Source organism: Mycobacterium sp. (assembly GCF_052145595.1).
GTDB lineage: Bacteria > Actinomycetota > Actinomycetes > Mycobacteriales > Mycobacteriaceae > Mycobacterium.
This window is the reverse complement of sequence record NZ_JBKQOI010000178.1, coordinates 22,612-38,102: the sequence shown is the minus strand read 5'-3', so window position 1 is coordinate 38,102 and position 15,491 is coordinate 22,612. Positions and strand designations below refer to the sequence as shown.

The 15,491-nt window shown below is 67.1% G+C and carries 15 protein-coding genes; 9 read left to right on the top strand and 6 right to left on the bottom strand.

Going from position 1 to position 15,491, the window contains the following annotated elements; genetic code table 11:
• The 8 genes from ACLP4W_RS16770 to proB all read left to right on the top strand — a co-directional run.
• Positions 1-1,166: bifunctional folylpolyglutamate synthase/dihydrofolate synthase (locus ACLP4W_RS16770; protein ID WP_442387782.1), on the top strand; the 1,166-nt coding region annotated here is incomplete at its 5' end.
• On the top strand, positions 1,163-1,516 hold the full coding sequence (locus ACLP4W_RS16765; protein ID WP_442387780.1) for a DUF4233 domain-containing protein: 354 nt from the start codon (positions 1,163-1,165) through the stop codon (positions 1,514-1,516). The genes ACLP4W_RS16770 and ACLP4W_RS16765, both read left to right, overlap by 4 nt.
• 43 nt (positions 1,517-1,559) lie before the next feature.
• Positions 1,560-1,970, top strand: a complete 411-nt coding sequence (ndk, locus tag ACLP4W_RS16760) for a nucleoside-diphosphate kinase (protein ID WP_442387778.1) — start codon at positions 1,560-1,562, stop codon at positions 1,968-1,970.
• Positions 1,971-2,313: 343 nt separating this feature from the next.
• Positions 2,314-5,115: an Rne/Rng family ribonuclease gene (locus ACLP4W_RS16755; protein ID WP_442387776.1), complete on the top strand. Its 2,802-nt coding sequence runs from the start codon at positions 2,314-2,316 to the stop codon at positions 5,113-5,115.
• A gap of 256 nt (positions 5,116-5,371) precedes the next feature.
• Positions 5,372-5,683, top strand: coding sequence for a 50S ribosomal protein L21 (gene rplU / locus ACLP4W_RS16750; protein ID WP_442387774.1), 312 nt, complete (start codon positions 5,372-5,374; stop codon positions 5,681-5,683).
• Positions 5,684-5,730: 47 nt separating this feature from the next.
• Complete coding sequence (rpmA, locus tag ACLP4W_RS16745; RefSeq protein WP_442387772.1) at positions 5,731-5,997, top strand: 50S ribosomal protein L27; 267 nt, start codon at positions 5,731-5,733, stop codon at positions 5,995-5,997.
• A gap of 81 nt (positions 5,998-6,078) precedes the next feature.
• Positions 6,079-7,521, top strand: coding sequence for a GTPase ObgE (obgE, locus tag ACLP4W_RS16740; protein ID WP_442387770.1), 1,443 nt, complete (start codon positions 6,079-6,081; stop codon positions 7,519-7,521).
• Between the two features lie 102 nt (positions 7,522-7,623).
• On the top strand, positions 7,624-8,742 hold the full coding sequence (gene proB / locus ACLP4W_RS16735) for a glutamate 5-kinase (RefSeq protein WP_442387768.1): 1,119 nt from the start codon (positions 7,624-7,626) through the stop codon (positions 8,740-8,742).
• A 22-nt stretch (positions 8,743-8,764) separates the two neighbouring features.
• On the opposite strand, the gene ACLP4W_RS16730 is transcribed toward proB, so the two are convergent.
• The 3 genes from ACLP4W_RS16730 to ACLP4W_RS16720 are packed head-to-tail and all read right to left on the bottom strand — an operon-like array spanning position 8,765 to position 10,630.
• Entirely contained in the window at positions 8,765-9,196 is a 432-nt protein-coding gene (locus ACLP4W_RS16730; protein WP_442387766.1) for a DUF5313 domain-containing protein, read from the bottom strand.
• Between the two features lie 36 nt (positions 9,197-9,232).
• A complete protein-coding gene (locus ACLP4W_RS16725) occupies positions 9,233-9,718 on the bottom strand; it encodes a MarR family winged helix-turn-helix transcriptional regulator (RefSeq protein ID WP_442387764.1) in 486 nt (161 codons plus the stop codon).
• A 33-nt stretch (positions 9,719-9,751) separates the two neighbouring features.
• The gene (locus tag ACLP4W_RS16720) at positions 9,752-10,630 is read right to left on the bottom strand and encodes an SIR2 family NAD-dependent protein deacylase (RefSeq protein ID WP_442387763.1); all 879 of its coding nucleotides are present in this window, start codon (positions 10,628-10,630) and stop codon (positions 9,752-9,754) included.
• A gap of 90 nt (positions 10,631-10,720) precedes the next feature.
• Here ACLP4W_RS16720 and ACLP4W_RS16715 point away from each other — a divergent pair, with 90 nt between their 5' ends.
• Positions 10,721-12,763 (top strand): NAD(+) synthase, encoded by a 2,043-nt coding sequence (locus ACLP4W_RS16715; RefSeq protein ID WP_442387761.1) that lies wholly within the window; start codon positions 10,721-10,723, stop codon positions 12,761-12,763.
• Between the two features lie 26 nt (positions 12,764-12,789).
• Here ACLP4W_RS16715 and ACLP4W_RS16710 read toward each other — a convergent pair whose 3' ends face one another.
• Genes ACLP4W_RS16710 through ACLP4W_RS16700 form a run of 3 tightly spaced genes read right to left on the bottom strand, consistent with a single transcriptional unit; the run spans position 12,790 to position 15,481 of the window.
• Entirely contained in the window at positions 12,790-13,350 is a 561-nt protein-coding gene (locus ACLP4W_RS16710) for a LeuD/DmdB family oxidoreductase small subunit (RefSeq protein WP_442387759.1), read from the bottom strand.
• Complete coding sequence (locus ACLP4W_RS16705; RefSeq protein ID WP_442387757.1) at positions 13,347-14,594, bottom strand: 3-isopropylmalate dehydratase large subunit; 1,248 nt, start codon at positions 14,592-14,594, stop codon at positions 13,347-13,349. The genes ACLP4W_RS16710 and ACLP4W_RS16705 overlap by 4 nt, the downstream gene beginning before the upstream one ends.
• Entirely contained in the window at positions 14,585-15,481 is an 897-nt protein-coding gene (locus tag ACLP4W_RS16700) for an isocitrate lyase/PEP mutase family protein (protein WP_442387755.1), read from the bottom strand. Before ACLP4W_RS16700 ends, ACLP4W_RS16705 begins: the two co-directional genes overlap by 10 nt.
• Between the last annotated feature and the right edge of the window lie 10 nt (positions 15,482-15,491).

Here is a 15,491-nt window from a genome sequence, read left to right as displayed (position 1 = left end):
CCACCAGCCCCCACCTGCAATCGGCGGTAGAACGCATCGCCATCGACGGAAGGCCGATCAGCCCGGCCCAGTACGTCGCGACGTATCGGGAGATCGAGCCGTTCGTGCAGATGGTCGACGCGCAGTCGCAGTCCGCCGGCGGCCCGGCGATGAGCAAGTTCGAGGTCCTCACCGCGATGGCGTTCGCCGCGTTCGCCGACGCACCCGTCGACCTCGCGGTGGTCGAGGTGGGTATGGGCGGGCGCTGGGATGCCACCAACGTGATCAACGCGCCGGTCGCGGTCATCACCCCGATCGGCATCGACCACGTCGACTATCTCGGCGACGACATCGCCGGGATCGCCGGCGAGAAGGCGGGCATCATCACGAGGGCGCCCGAGGGTGCGCCGGACACCGTCGCGGTCATCGCGCGTCAGGTGCCGGAGGCGATGGAAGTGCTGCTGGCCCAATCCGTGGGCGCCGATGCCGCGGTCGCCCGCGAAGGCTCGGAGTTCGCCGTTCTGGGCCGTCAGGTCGCGATCGGTGGCCAGGTGCTGCAGCTGCAGGGCCTTGGCGGGGTGTATTCCGACGTCTACCTGCCGCTGCACGGCGAACACCAGGCACACAACGCGGTGGTGGCGCTGGCGGCTGTGGAGGCCTTTTTCGGAGCCGGTGCGCAGCGTCAGCTTGACGTCGAGGCGGTCCGGGCCGGTTTCGCCGCCGCCACCAGCCCCGGCAGGCTGGAGCGGATGCGCAGCGCGCCAACGGTGTTCATCGATGCCGCGCACAATCCGGCCGGTGCCGGCGCGCTGGCGCAGACGCTGGCCGAGGAGTTCGATTTTCGATTTCTCGTCGGTGTGCTCAGCGTGCTGGCCGATAAGGACGTCGACGGAATTCTCGCCGCCCTGGAGCCGGTGTTCGATTCCGTCGTCGTGACCCACAACGGCTCGCCGCGGGCACTGGACGTCGAGTCGCTGGCACTGGTGGCGCGTGAGCGGTTCGGGCCCGATCGGGTGACGACCGCCGAGAACCTGCGCGACGCCATCGACGTCGCGACCGCCCTGATCGACGACGCCGCGACGGAAAGGGATGTGGGGGAATCATTTTCCGGCACGGGGATCGTCGTCACCGGCTCGGTTGTCACCGCCGGGGCCGCACGGACCCTGTTTGGTCGTGATCCGGAATGACCGATCAGAGCCCGGCTCCCCCGGACCCTTGGAAAAGCTTCAGCGCCGTGATGGCCGCGACGCTGATCCTGGAAGCGATCGTGGTGCTGCTGGCGATACCGGTGGTGGGCGCGGTCGGCGGCGGCCTGAACACCGCGTCGCTGGTCTACCTGATCGGCTCGGCCGCGCTGCTTGTCCTGCTTGCCGGGGTCCAGCGCAGACCCTGGGCGATCTGGGTGAACCTGGGCGTGCAAGCGGTTCTGCTCGCCGGCTTCGCGGTGTACCCGGGGGTGGGATTCATCGGGGTACTGTTCACCGGGGTGTGGGCGTTGATCGCCTACCTGCGCGCCGAGGTCCGGCGACGGCAGTAGCACGGCCGGGCCGACCGCCGGTTGTTTCTGTACGCTGTGCGCCGTGACCGAACGGACCCTGGTACTGATCAAGCCGGACGGCGTCGAGCGGCGGCTGATCGGCGAGATCATCAGCCGCATCGAGCAAAAAGGACTCACCATCGCGGCGCTGGAGCTCCGGCACGTCAGCGACGAGCTCGCCGCCCAGCATTACGCGGAACACGAAGGCAAGCCATTCTTCGGATCGTTGCTGGAGTTCATCACCTCGGGACCGGTGGTCGCGGCGATCGTGGAGGGTCCGCGCGCGATCGCGGCGTTTCGGCAGCTCGCCGGTGGTACGGACCCGGTGGAGAAGGCCACGCCGGGCACGATTCGGGGTGATTTTGGGCTGGAGACGCAGTTCAATCTGGTGCACGGGTCAGATTCGACCGACTCCGCCAAGCGCGAGATCGCGCTCTGGTTTCCCGGCGCTTAGCTCCGGGGCGACACGGGCCGCGCGGGGCCGCCGAGCGGATTTGCGGGACATCCGGGGCTTGGGGGTGAGTGGGCGCGCCGAGTGATGTGGGATACTGACAGCGGGTGAACGTTGCCGGACCGGCTTCGGACACCCGAATGAAGACTTAGACAAGCGCGACCACCGCCGTCTCCGCGATGTTGCGCCGCATGTCAGGCCGTCATTCAGCACTGCGCCGAGTGAGTTCTACTCGAGCCGCTCGGGGTGAGACCATCACAAGCCCGGGAGAAGCGACCCGGGCCTATAGCGAAGCCCTCGCGTGGCCGCGTTCGGAAGGACGCGCCCGGGGGCTAAAGGAGAGTACGTGATAGACGGTGCACCGCCTTCAGACCCATCACAAGCGCCTGCCCCGCACGAGGATCTGCCGGACCGCCTAAGGGTCCATCAGCTGGCACGAGCGCTGGGCAGCACCAACAAAGAGGTGCTGGAAGCCCTCACCGCGCTCGACGGGCTGGCTCGCAGTGTGCATTCGGGTGTGGACCGTGAGGATGCACTCCGGGTGCGTGACCTGCTCTTCGCCAGGCCGCTTCAGAACATCCCGGGCTTCAGCAGTGCAGCCGCCAAGCAGCAACCGCTGATGCTGGAGACCGCGACCGAGCGGCCGCACTACATGCCGCTGTTCGTCGCGCCGCAGCTCGTAGAGATCGACGCTGGTGGCGGCGGTGGCGACTCCGATGATTCCGACACCGACGACGACGAAGAGCAGACCGATCGACCGGCCAACCGTCGCCGGCGTCGTGGCCGCCGGGGCCGTGGCCGCGGACGCGGTGACCAGGGCGGAGCCGACGGCGAAGATGCCGGCGACGAGGACGGCGAGGCCGGAGACTCCGACGAGTCCGATGACTCTGACGCCGGTGACGACGAGAACGGCTCGGAGCCGGGCAGTCGCCGCCGCCGCAGGCGCCGGCGACGTAAGTCGGGACCGGGCGACGACAACGACGAGAGCCCAGCGCCCGACGATCCGCCGAACACCGTGGTGCACGAGCGGCCGCCACGCGGCAAGAACGGTGCCTCCGATGATGCGGGGAGCGGCACATCCAGCGCCGAGATCAAGGGCATCGACGGCTCGACGCGGCTGGAGGCCAAGCGGCAACGCCGGCGAGACGGGCGCGACGCCGGACGACGCCGCCCCCCGGTGCTGACCGAGGCCGAGTTTTTGGCGCGCCGCGAGGCCGTCGAACGGGTCATGGTGGTGCGCGACAGGGTCCGCACCGAGCCACCGCACCCGGGCGCGCGGTACACCCAGATCGCGGTGCTCGAAGACGGCATCGTCGTCGAGCATTTCGTGACCTCCGCGGCCTCCGCTTCTTTGGTGGGCAACATCTACCTCGGGATCGTGCAGAACGTGCTGCCGTCGATGGAGGCGGCCTTCGTCGACATCGGGCGCGGCCGCAACGGCGTGCTCTACGCGGGAGAAGTCAATTGGGAAGCCGCAGGATTAGGCGGGTCCGACCGCAAGATCGAACAAGCCCTCAAACCCGGCGACTACATCGTGGTCCAGGTCAGCAAGGACCCGGTGGGCCACAAGGGTGCACGGCTCACCACGCAGGTCTCACTGGCGGGTCGGTACCTGGTTTATGTGCCGGGCGCATCGTCGACCGGGATCAGCCGCAAGCTGCCTGACACCGAGCGCCAGCGGCTCAAGGAGATTTTGCGTGAGGTGGTGCCGTCCGACGCCGGGGTGATCATCCGGACCGCGTCCGAGGGCGTCAAAGCGGATGACATCCGCAAGGACGTCACGCGCCTGCAGGAGCGCTGGGAACAAATCGAGGCCAAGGCGGCCGAGACCAAGAAGAAGGCTTCCGGCGCAGCGATAGCACTGTACGAAGAGCCGGATGTGTTGGTCAAGGTCATCCGTGACTTGTTCAACGAGGACTTCTCCGGGCTCATCGTCTCCGGCGACGAGGCTTGGAACACCATCAACGAGTATGTGAATTCTGTTGCGCCCGAACTAGTTTCAAAGCTGAATAAGTACGAGCCCGCCACGGGGCCGGATGAGTCGACCGGACCGGACGTGTTCGCGGTGCATCGCATCGACGAGCAACTCGCCAAGGCGATGGATCGCAAGGTCTGGCTGCCGTCCGGCGGCACGCTGGTGATCGACCGGACCGAGGCGATGACGGTGATCGACGTCAATACCGGCAAGTTCACCGGTTCCGGGGGCAACCTCGAGCAGACCGTCACCAAGAACAACCTCGAGGCGGCCGAGGAACTCGTCCGCCAGCTGCGGCTGCGCGACATCGGCGGCATCGTGGTCATCGACTTCATCGACATGGTGCTGGAGTCCAACCGCGACCTGGTGTTGCGTCGGCTGACGGAGGCGCTCGCCCGCGATCGCACCCGCCATCAGGTGTCCGAGGTGACGTCTTTGGGCCTGGTTCAACTGACCCGCAAGCGGTTGGGAACCGGGCTCGTCGAGGCGTTCTCCACGTCGTGTCCCAACTGCGGCGGCCGCGGGATCCTGCTGCACACCGACCCGGTCGATTCGGCGCCGGCGAACGGGCGCAAGTCGGAATCCGGTGGTCGGCGAGGCAGGCGGTCGAAGAAGAGCCGGTCCGAAGAGCCCTCCGAGCAGCCATCCGACCAGCCCATCGTGGCCAAGGTGCCCGTGCATGCTCCCGGCGAGCACCCGATGTTCAAGGCGATGGCCGCAGGTGCGTCCGGGGCGGGTGGTCGCGGTGACGACGAATCCGACGAGTCCGGTGAGGAAGTCACCGCCGGGCTCGGCACGGAGACCGAGGGGCGGGGTGCCGCCGACGTGCAGGACACGGACACCGACCGGGAGGACTTCGAGGACACCGAAGAAGAAGGCGAGGACACCGAAGAAGACGAGGACGAGCTCGACGACGAGGACCTCGATGACGAAGACCTCGACGACGAGGACGAGGATCTCGACTTGGACGATGACAACGATGACGATGATGACGATGACGACGATGACGACGATGACGATCTGGACGTCGAGGATTCCGACTCTGAGGCCGACGACGACGGCGACACCGTGGAGAGGTCCGCGTCGGCCATCCACGCGGGGTCGCCTTATGCCCCCCAGCGCCGGCGGCGCGCGGCGGGCCGTCCGGCCGGCCCCCCGATCCACGTGGACTGACCTGCTGTCCAGCGCGGCGCCCGTTAAGCACCCTGTTAAGCAGAGTCGCGGCGGTTTGACCCTGTAGCCGCTGGTCAAGTACCCTTGGACAGTTGTCATCAGGCGGCGGGCCTTCAAGCTCGGGCTATAGCCCGAAGACAGCGGGACTCCCGGGCGATCGGCGCAGACCCGCACCCCAGACCCACCACGCGCACGCCGGTGGCCCGCGCGCGAAGCGCCCGAGCAGCGGCTGAGCAGAGTTAAGGCAGGAGCAACGATGGCGACCTACGCAATCGTCAAGACCGGCGGCAAGCAGTACAAGGTCGCCGTCGGAGACGTGGTCAAGGTCGAGAAGCTCGAGTCCGAGCCCGGGGCGAAGGTATCGCTGCCGGTCGCCCTGGTCGTCGACGGGGCCACCGTCACCACCGACGCCGCCGCGCTGGCCAAGGTCGCGGTGACCGGCGAGGTGCTCGAGCACACCAAGGGCCCCAAGATCCGTATCCACAAGTTCAAGAACAAGACCGGCTACCACAAGCGTCAGGGTCACCGTCAGCGGCTGACGGTCCTGAAGGTCACCGGGATCGCGTGATGAGCCGTCAGGCGAAGAACAGACAAGACTGAGCGGAGACCACAAAGATGGCACACAAGAAGGGCGCTTCCAGCTCGCGCAACGGCCGCGATTCCGCCGCGCAGCGGCTGGGCGTAAAGCGGTTCGGCGGCCAAATCGTCAAGGCCGGCGAAATCCTGGTCCGCCAGCGCGGCACCAAATTTCATCCCGGCGCGGGCGTCGGGCGCGGCGGGGACGACACGCTGTTCGCCACGGAAGCCGGGGCCGTCGAGTTCGGGGTCAAGCGCGGGCGCAAGACCATCAGCATCGTCGCAGCCGGTCAGACCACCGACTGAGCGTCGCGAGCGTGCGCTCACTGCGAGAATTCCAGACAAATCTCGCAGTAGGTGCACCCTCGATGGGTGAGAGGACCCTCGATGCCCCGGTTTGTCGATCGCGTCGTCATCCACGCGCGGGCCGGTTCCGGCGGTAACGGCTGCGCGTCGGTTCATCGCGAGAAGTTCAAGCCGCTGGGCGGCCCCGACGGCGGCAACGGTGGCCGCGGCGGCAGCGTCATCTTCGTCGTCGATCCGCAGGTTCACACCCTGCTGGACTTCCATTTCCATCCGCATGTCAGCGCACCGTCAGGCAAGCAGGGCATGGGCAACAACCGCGACGGCGCCGCCGGCGCGGACCTGGAAGTGAAGGTGCCTGACGGCACCGTCGTACTGGACGAAAACGGTCGGCTGCTGGCCGACCTGGTGGGGGCGGGAACCCGCTTTGAAGCGGCCGCCGGTGGTCGCGGCGGCCTGGGCAACGCCGCACTGGCGTCGCGCGCCCGCAAGGCCCCGGGCTTCGCGCTGCTCGGCGAGCAGGGCCAGTCCCGCGACCTGAGGCTGGAGCTCAAGACCGTCGCCGATGTCGGCCTGATCGGGTTTCCCTCGGCCGGCAAATCCTCACTGGTGTCCGCGATTTCGGCGGCCAAACCGAAGGTCGCCGACTACCCGTTCACCACGCTGGTTCCCAACCTGGGTGTGGTCTCGGCCGGCGAGCACACCTTCACCGTCGCCGACGTGCCCGGTCTGATCCCGGGCGCATCGGCGGGCCGCGGCCTGGGCCTGGATTTCCTCCGGCACATCGAGCGCTGCGCCGTGCTGGTGCATGTCGTCGACTGTGCCACCGTGGAGCCGGGCCGCGACCCGATCTCCGACATCGACGCGCTGGAGGCCGAACTCGCCGCGTATACGCCCACGCTGCAAGGGGATACGGTTCTGGGCGACCTCGCGGAACGGCCCAGGGCGGTGGTGCTCAACAAGATCGACGTCCCCGAGGCCCGCGAGCTCGCCGAATTCGTGCGCGACGAGATTGCCGAGCGTGGCTGGCCGGTGTTCTGCGTGTCCACAGTCACGCGGGAAAATCTGCAGCCGTTGATCTTTGGCCTCTGGCGGATGATCTCGGACTACAAGGCCGCGCGGCCGCCAACCGTGCCGCGACGACCGGTGATTCGTCCGGTGCCCGTCGACGACGGCGGCTTCACCGTCGAACCCGACGGACAGGGCGGCTTTGTCGTCACCGGCGCCCGCCCCGAGCGCTGGGTCGGCCAGACCAACTTCGACAACGACGAGGCGGTGGGTTATCTCGCCGACCGCCTGGCGCGACTCGGTGTCGAAGAGGAACTGCTGCGGCTGGGTGCGCAACCGGGCTGCGCCGTGACCATCGGGGAAATGACGTTCGACTGGGAGCCGCAAACGCCTGCGGGACAGCAGGTTGCGTTGTCGGGCCGGGGTACCGATGCGCGGCTGGAGCGCAGCGATCGCGTCGGCGCCGCCGAGCGCAAGGCCGCCCGGCGCCGGCGCCGCGAACACGGTGACGACTCGTGACTCGCGCCGGCGACGATGCAGAGCGAAGCGATGAGGAGGAGCGGCGCTCATGACCGGGGCCGGCGACGATGCAGAGCGAAGCGATGAGGAGGAGCGGCGCTCGTGACTAAGCATCGCGAAGCCATCCGAACGGCGCGCAGCCTGGTGGTCAAGGTCGGGACCAACGCGCTGACCACACCGTCCGGGATGTTCGACGCCGGTCGGCTGGCCGGACTGGCGGACGCGATCGAGGCGCGAATGAAGGCGGGCACCGATGTCGTGATCGTGTCTTCGGGCGCCATTGCCGCCGGCATCGAGCCCCTCGGGCTGTCCCGTCGCCCAAAAGATTTGGCGACCAAGCAGGCCGCGGCCAGCGTCGGGCAGGTCGCACTGGTGAACTCGTGGAGCGCGGCGTTCGCCCGCTACGGGCGCACGGTCGGGCAGGTACTGCTGACCGCACACGACATTTCGGTGCGGGCCTCACACACCAACGCCCAGCGCACCCTTGACCGGCTGCGCGCACTGCACGCGGTGGCCATCGTCAACGAGAACGACACCGTGGCGACCAACGAGATCCGGTTCGGCGACAACGATCGCCTGTCGGCGCTGGTGGCCCACCTGGTCGGCGCCGAGGCCTTGGTACTGCTCTCCGACATTGACGGGCTCTACGACTCCGATCCCCGAAAAACCAAGGGGGCGAGGTTTATTCCCGAGGTGTCCGGTTCGACGCATCTGGACGGCGTGGTCGCCGGCCCGGGCAGCGACTTGGGTACCGGCGGAATGGCGTCGAAGATGTCATCGGCGCTGCTGGCCGCCGACGCCGGGGTACCGGTGCTGCTGGCGGCCGCGGCCGACGCCGCGACCGCGCTCACCGACGCCTCGGCCGGAACGGTGTTTGCCGCGCGGCCCGACCGGATGTCGGCCCGCAGGTTCTGGGTGCGTTATGCCGCCGAGGCGGCGGGCTCGCTGACGCTCGACGAGGGCGCGGTGCGCGCGGTGGTGGCCCAGCGCCGCTCGCTGCTGGCCGCGGGTATCACCGCGGTGTCGGGCCGGTTCTACGGTGGAGACGTCGTCGAATTGCGCGGGCCGGACGCGAGCATGGTGGCCCGCGGTGTGGTTGCCTACGACGCGGCAGAGCTCGCCACCATGATGGGCAGGTCGACCTCCGAGCTGCACGGCGAGCTGCGCCGGCCGCCGGTGCACGCCGACGACCTGGTTGCGGTGTCAGCCTTGTCCACGTGAATCGGAACGGCCCGCCCCCGCTTTAACTAAAGGGGTTGCTGTTGTCCTGCCAGGCGGCCGATTCGGGGCGCGGCCCGTAACGGCGGATGTAGTCCTCGTGCATCTGCGCTTGCTTCTCGTGTTTGATCACATCGACCAGGTTCGGGTCGAGGCCGTGCTGCGCCAGCCGGTGACGCCGCCAGACCTTGTTCAACGCAAGCGAGATCAGCAGGGCCCAGATGTAGAGCGGCAGCGTCATCTCCGCATGCACATACAGCGAGGCGGGCAGCAGCCACATCGGTGCGAGCACGAACAGTGGTGGTATCGCCCACCGGATCATGTGCCGGCGCACGGCTCCTTTGCCCGCCAGGTCGTTGGCGACCCAGCCGCTCATCGAGCTGGGCAGGCATCGACCGTACGAATAGCCGACGTACTGCCAAAGGTTGGGTTTGGTGCTGGTCTTGGATTTGGTCACAGTGGCTCCTCTGGGCGGGCGGTTTCAGGGCTGCCTTCAGGACTGCAACGCGCCGGCTGACAGGGCGGCCGAGTTGATCCGAGTCAGCACCTGATGGAGGTGCTGAAGTTCGTTCAAATCGACGCCCAGACGTGCGACAACGGCGGGCGGGATGTCCAGTGCACGCCGGCGTAGGGCGGTGCCGCTCTCGGTGAGTTTGACGTCGGTAGTGCGCTCGTCGACGGCGTTTCGGGTGCGGGTGATCAGGTCGAGCGCCTCCAAGCGCTTGAGCATCGGCGACAGCGTGGCCGAATCCATCTGCAACCTGGCCGCAATCTCCTTGACCGACAGCGGTTTCTGCTGCCCCGCCTTCTGGTGATCCCAGAGCGTCAGCATCACCAGATACTGCGGATGGGTCAGCCCCAACGGCTCCAATAACGGCCGGTAGACCGCCAAAACGGCGCGGTTGGTGATGCTCAGCGCGAAACAGACCTGCTGTTCGAGGGCAAGCGGGTCGATCTCCGGTGCGGTCGGCGCGGCCATATTTGCATGGTACCCTAATAGTTAGGCCGCTAACTATATCGCCCTCGTCACAGGAACGTCAGGCCGTGACGAGGTCACCAGTGCCATTTCGGTGGCCAGGAGGGTCAGCAACTCGGAGCACCCGCCGTCGACCTTGACGGTGGCCAGGTCATCGCCGCGGGTGCGGCCGCGATTGACGATGGCGATCGGGATGCCCAGCGCGGCGGCATGGCGCACGAATCGGTAGCCGGAGAACACCGTCAGCGACGACCCCGCGACTAGCAGCGCCTCGGCGTGGTCGACCAGCGAATAGGCCTTAGCCACAACGTCTTTGGGCACACTTTCGCCGAAATAGACGATATCCGGCTTGAGCATGCCGCCGCAGCGTGGGCAGTCGAAATAGCGGAACGACGTGGTATCGGCGACGACGGCGTCGGCGTCGGGAGCCACCGCCAGGCCGCCGACGGCTTCGGCTCGCTCGATGAACCCCGGGTTGAGTGCTTCGAGCTGTTCGTCCAGCGCGGCACGGCTCATGGTGTAGCCGCAGCTCAGGCAGATCACCTGCGCGTAGGTGCCGTGCAGGTTGACGACGTTTCGGCTGCCCGCCTTGGTGTGCAGCAGGTCGACGTTCTGAGTGATCACGCCGGTCACCACCGACGCGCGCTCGAGCGCGGCCAATGCCCGGTGCCCCGCGTTGGGCAGGGTGTCGTCCATGTGCCGCCACCCGACGTGGTTGCGCGCCCAGTACCGCTGCCGGAACACCGGATCCGAGGTGAACTGGCGGATGGTCATGGGATTGCTCGGCGGCGAATCCGGTCCCCGGTAGTCGGGGATGCCGGAGTCGGTGGAAATCCCCGCGCCCGTCAGGGCCGCGACCCGGCGACCGGCGAGCAGCGCGACCAGCTCCGGCGATTCTGCGCAACGAGCGGTCACGAATTCAAGACTACGGAGCCGGACGGATTCAGCCGAGGCAGATACCCGGCGACCCCGGGTTGACACCCATCAGGCGACAATGGAAGGGCGATGAACTTCTACAACAGCTACCGCCAGGGTTTCGTCCGCGTCGCCGCATGCACGCACCACACCACGATCGGCGATCCGGCGGCCAACGCTGCGTCGGTCTTGCGGTTGGCCCGCGAGTGTCACGACGACGGCGTGGCCGTGGCCGTCTTCCCGGAGCTGACGCTGTCCGGGTACTCCATCGAGGACATCGTGCTGCAAGACCTGTTGCTCGACGACGTCAAGACCGCCGTTGAGGACATCGTCACTTCCTCGAGAGATCTCTTACCGGTTTTGGTCGTCGGCGCGCCGCTGCGCTATCGGCACCGCATCTACAACACCGCAGTGGTCATCCACCGCGGCGCGGTGCTCGGCGTGGCACCCAAGTCCTACCTGCCCACCTATCGGGAGTTCTACGAGCGTCGCCAAATCGCACCGGGAGACGGCGAGCGCGGCACCATCCGCGTCTGCGACGTCGAGGCCCCCTTCGGGCCCGATCTGCTGTTCGCCGCATCCGATGTGCCCGGCTTGGTGCTGCACGTCGAGATCTGCGAGGACATGTTCGTGCCGATTCCGCCCAGCGCGGAAGCCGCGTTGGCCGGCGCGACGGTGCTGGCGAACCTGTCCGGCAGCCCGATCACGATTGGCCGCGCCGAGGACCGTTGCCTGCTGGCCCGTTCGGCGTCGTCGCGGTGCCTGGCCGCCTACATGTACTCCGCCGCGGGGGAGGGCGAATCGACAACCGACCTTTCGTGGGACGGCCAGACCATGATCTGGGAGAACGGCGTGCTGCTCGCCCAATCGGAGCGGTTCCCCAGAGGAGAGCGACGCAGCGTCGCCGACATCGACATCGAGCTGCTTCGAGCCGAACGGCTGCGAATGGGGACATTCGACGATAACCGGCGTCACCACCGGACGTTGGCGGAGTCGTTCCGGCGCGTCGAGTTCCGGCTCGACCCGCCGGCCGGCGACATCGGACTGCGGCGGGAGGTTGAGCGCTTTCCGTTCGTGCCCGCCGACCCACAACGCCTACAACAGGATTGCTACGAGGCCTACAACATCCAGGTCTCCGGGCTGGAGCAGCGGCTGCGTGCGCTGCACTACCCGAAGGCCGTCATCGGCATTTCCGGTGGGCTGGACTCGACACACGCGCTGATCGTCGCCGCACGCGCGATGGATCGCGAAGACCGGCCGCGGAGCGACATTCTGGCGTTCACGCTGCCCGGCTTCGCCACGGGGGACCGCACCAAACGCAACGCGATCGAGCTCTGCCGCGCGCTCGGTGTCACCTTCTCCGAAATCGACATCACCGACACCGCAAAGTTGATGCTCAAGGAGATCGATCATCCGTTCTCCCGCGGCGAGAAGGTCTACGACGTCACCTTCGAGAACGTCCAGGCCGGCTTGCGCACCGACTATCTCTTCCGGCTGGCCAACCCGCGCGGCGGAATCGTGCTGGGCACCGGCGATCTCTCCGAGCTGGGCCTAGGCTGGTCGACATACGGTGTGGGCGACCAGATGTCGCACTACAACGTCAATGCCGGCGTGCCCAAGACGCTGATCCAGCACCTCATCCGCTGGGTCATTTCGTCTGGTCAATTCGAATCGGACGTGTGCGAGGTGCTGCAGTCGGTGCTTGACACCGAGATCACCCCCGAACTGATTCCCAGCGGTGAAGAAGACGAGCTGCAGAGCAGCGAGGCGAAGGTCGGGCCGTTCGCCCTGCAAGACTTTTCACTGTTCCATGTCCTGCGCTTCGGATTCCGACCGTCCAAGATCGCGTTCCTGGCCTGGCACGCCTGGAGCGACCCCGAGCACGGCGACTGGCCGCCGGGATTTCCCGAGGACAAACGACCGGCCTACTCGCTCAAGGAGATCCGGCATTGGCTGCAGGTCTTCGTGCAGCGGTTCTACTCGTTCAGCCAGTTCAAACGTTCGGCATTGCCCAACGGCCCCAAGGTGTCCCACGGGGGCGCCCTGTCACCGCGCGGGGATTGGCGTGCCCCATCGGACATGTCCGCGCGCATCTGGCTCGAGGAGATCGAACGCGAAGTTCCCGAGGACTAGCGCCAGCGTAGCCCGGGCTAGCGCCATCAGGCGCCGCTCCCGGCGCCGCGCATGGCGACCGCGCTCGACCGCAGTAAGTCGCCGAGTTCGGCCGGAAGATAACCCTGTGCCACCAGCCTGGGCAATACGCCGCCGCTTTCGACGATGTCGAGGATCAGGCCGGGCAGTTTAGGGACGGTGCCCGAGGCTCCCGTGGTGTCGTTTCGCCAGGTGCCGGCGGTCAGATCGAAGGTTCCGCTGTCGCCCTCATGGAATACGCGGGTGGCGTCGGGCACGGTCATCGCCGGAAGGCCGGCATTGACCGCGTTGCGGAAAAACAGCGAGTTGAATTCCTCGGCGACCAGTCCGGCGACGCCGAGCTCGGTGAACAGGGCGGCGACCGGGCGCGACGATCCGAGCCCGAAGTTCTTCCCGGCTACCACGATGTCGCCCGGCGACACCTGATCGGTCCACCCCGGGCGGACCTCGTAGAAGATGTGCTTGGCCGCCTCCGGCGGGTCCATCTTCATCGCGAAGGCCGGGTACATGGCATCGGTGTTGAGGTTGTCGCCGAACACCCACACCTTGCCGCTGAATGAGATCGTCATGCCGTGACACTCCTGGGGTCGGTGATGTATCCGGTGATGGCCGACGCCGCGACGGTTGCGGGTGAGGCCATGAAGATCTCGGCCTCGGTGCTGCCCATGCGTCCGGTGAAGTTGCGGGTGCTGGACGTGATGCACACCTCGCCGGGCCCGACCACACCCATGTGGTAGCCGAAACACGCGCCGCAGGTGGAGTTGGTGATGACGGCACCGGCGTCCGCGAGGTCCTGCAGATAGCCCAACCGCATGGCTTGCCGGTACACCGCCTGCGACGCGGGCGTGACCAGCAGCCGCACCCCGGGGGCCACGGTCTTGCCGCGCAGCACCTGCGCGGCGATCTCGAGGTCCTCCAGTTGTCCGTTCGCGCACGACCCGATGAACGCCTGGTCCACCTTTTGGGAGTCCAGCTGCGAGACGGGCAGCCCGTTGCGGCTGACGGTGCCCGGGCGCGCGACATAGGGCTCCAACTTCGCCAGGTCGATATGCCGGACGTCGTGGTAGCCGGCGTCGGGATCCGGTGCGGCGTCGGTGTATCCGGTCACGCCGGAATCGTCGAGGAAGCGGGTCAGCACGTCGTCGGGTTCGAAGGTGCTGAAATCGGCCGATACCTCGGCGCCCTGGGTCGCGATGGTGCGCCGGTCGTGCATTGGGATACCGGCCAGGCCGGGACCGCCGAATTCCAGGTTCAGGTTGGGAGCATCGCCGTATTCGTTGGCGATGTGCAGGAAGATATCCTTGCCGCTCACCGTTTTCGGTTTGACCCCGTCCAGTTGGTAGCGGACCGTCGGCGCCAACTGGAACCATGTTGTGCCGGTGCACATGATCGAGTACACCTCGGCCGGCCCCAGTCCGCGGGCCGCGGTGTTGTAGGCTCCGGCGGCGCAGGTGTGAGAGTCGGCGCAGGCCAGTACTTCTCCGGGTCGTGCCAGCCCGTTCTCGGCGATGACCTGGTGGCAAATGCCGTGCCGGCCGACGTCGTAGAAGCGTTCGATGCCGAAGTCGGCGACAAACTTTCGGGCATGCCCTCCGCCGGCGGCGTCCTTGATGGTGGGTGCCGGTACGGCGTGGTCCATGATGACCGCCAGCTTGGCGGGATCGTGAATTTGGTTGGGCTCTATCCACATCGTGGCGAACTGCAGATCGATCAGCACGGTCATATCGACGTCGACCACGACGGTGTCCCCGGGCGACACCGAGTCCAGACCGGCCTTGCGCGCCAAGATCTTCTCGATGATGGTCATGCCCATGAGCGATCCCCGGTGTGCGCGTATTTGTCGTCGAGCGCCCGCCACTCCGCCATGCCGACCAGATTGAAGAAGCCGCCGGGGGTGGTGGGCAGATGGGCGGAGATGTCGGTGCCGTTGAGTTCGCAGAGGCTTTGCAGCATCCCGAATGTCGCCTGCATGAGGAGATTGCCGGGATGGATCGCGATCGCGTAACCCAACTCCTGCAGCCGCGACGCCGACTGCAGCGGCGTCATCCCACCGAGCACCAGATTGATCAGCAGTGGAGCGTCCACCTCGCGTGCGATGCGCTCGATTTCGCCGGCGTCCTGCGGAGCCTCGACAAAGATGATGTCCGCACCCGCTTGCGCATACCGGTTGGCACGCTCGATCGCGGCGTCCAGGCCGAGCGGGGCGCGCGCGTCGGTCCTGGCCACCACCAGCAGGCCGTCATCCGACCTGGCGTCCAGCGCGGCGGCGATTGTCCGTTCGAACACCGCCGCATCGACGACCTGCTTGTCCGGCAGGTGTCCGCAACGCTTGGGGAATACCTGGTCTTCCAACTGGATCGCGGAAACCCCCGCCGCGTCGTAGGCACGGACCGTGCGCACCACGTTCATGGGTGCGCCGTAGCCGGTGTCGGCGTCGGCGATCAGTGGAATATCGCCTAACGCACCGACAATCATCCGGGCCCGGTCGGCCATTTCGGTCGCCGTGACCAGCCCGATGTCGGGTAGGCCGAAGCCCGATGCCGCAACGCCGGCGCCGGTCATATACGCCGCCACGTGACCGGTCCGTTTGGTCAACTGCGCGGAGATGCCGTCGAAAACGCCTGGCGCAATGATGAGTTCGCGCTTGTCCAGCAGTTCTCTGAGGTGCTGGCGGGCTGGTGTCTTGGTGGTCTTAGCCATGTCGCAGATC

Bases quoted from the DNA above. Each gene is read 5' to 3' on its own strand.
- ACLP4W_RS16705 (WP_442387757.1), bottom strand. From the start codon at position 14,594: ATGGGCATGACCATCATCGAGAAGATCTTGGCGCGCAAGGCCGGTCTG.
- rpmA (WP_442387772.1), top strand. From the start codon at position 5,731: ATGGCACACAAGAAGGGCGCTTCCAGCTCGCGCAACGGCCGCGATTCC.
- rplU (WP_442387774.1), top strand. From the start codon at position 5,372: ATGGCGACCTACGCAATCGTCAAGACCGGCGGCAAGCAGTACAAGGTC.
- obgE (WP_442387770.1), top strand. From the start codon at position 6,079: ATGCCCCGGTTTGTCGATCGCGTCGTCATCCACGCGCGGGCCGGTTCC.
- ACLP4W_RS16710 (WP_442387759.1), bottom strand. From the start codon at position 13,350: ATGACGATCTCATTCAGCGGCAAGGTGTGGGTGTTCGGCGACAACCTC.
- ACLP4W_RS16715 (WP_442387761.1), top strand. From the start codon at position 10,721: ATGAACTTCTACAACAGCTACCGCCAGGGTTTCGTCCGCGTCGCCGCA.
- ACLP4W_RS16765 (WP_442387780.1), top strand. From the start codon at position 1,163: ATGACCGATCAGAGCCCGGCTCCCCCGGACCCTTGGAAAAGCTTCAGC.
- ACLP4W_RS16725 (WP_442387764.1), bottom strand. From the start codon at position 9,718: ATGGCCGCGCCGACCGCACCGGAGATCGACCCGCTTGCCCTCGAACAG.
- ACLP4W_RS16700 (WP_442387755.1), bottom strand. From the start codon at position 15,481: ATGGCTAAGACCACCAAGACACCAGCCCGCCAGCACCTCAGAGAACTG.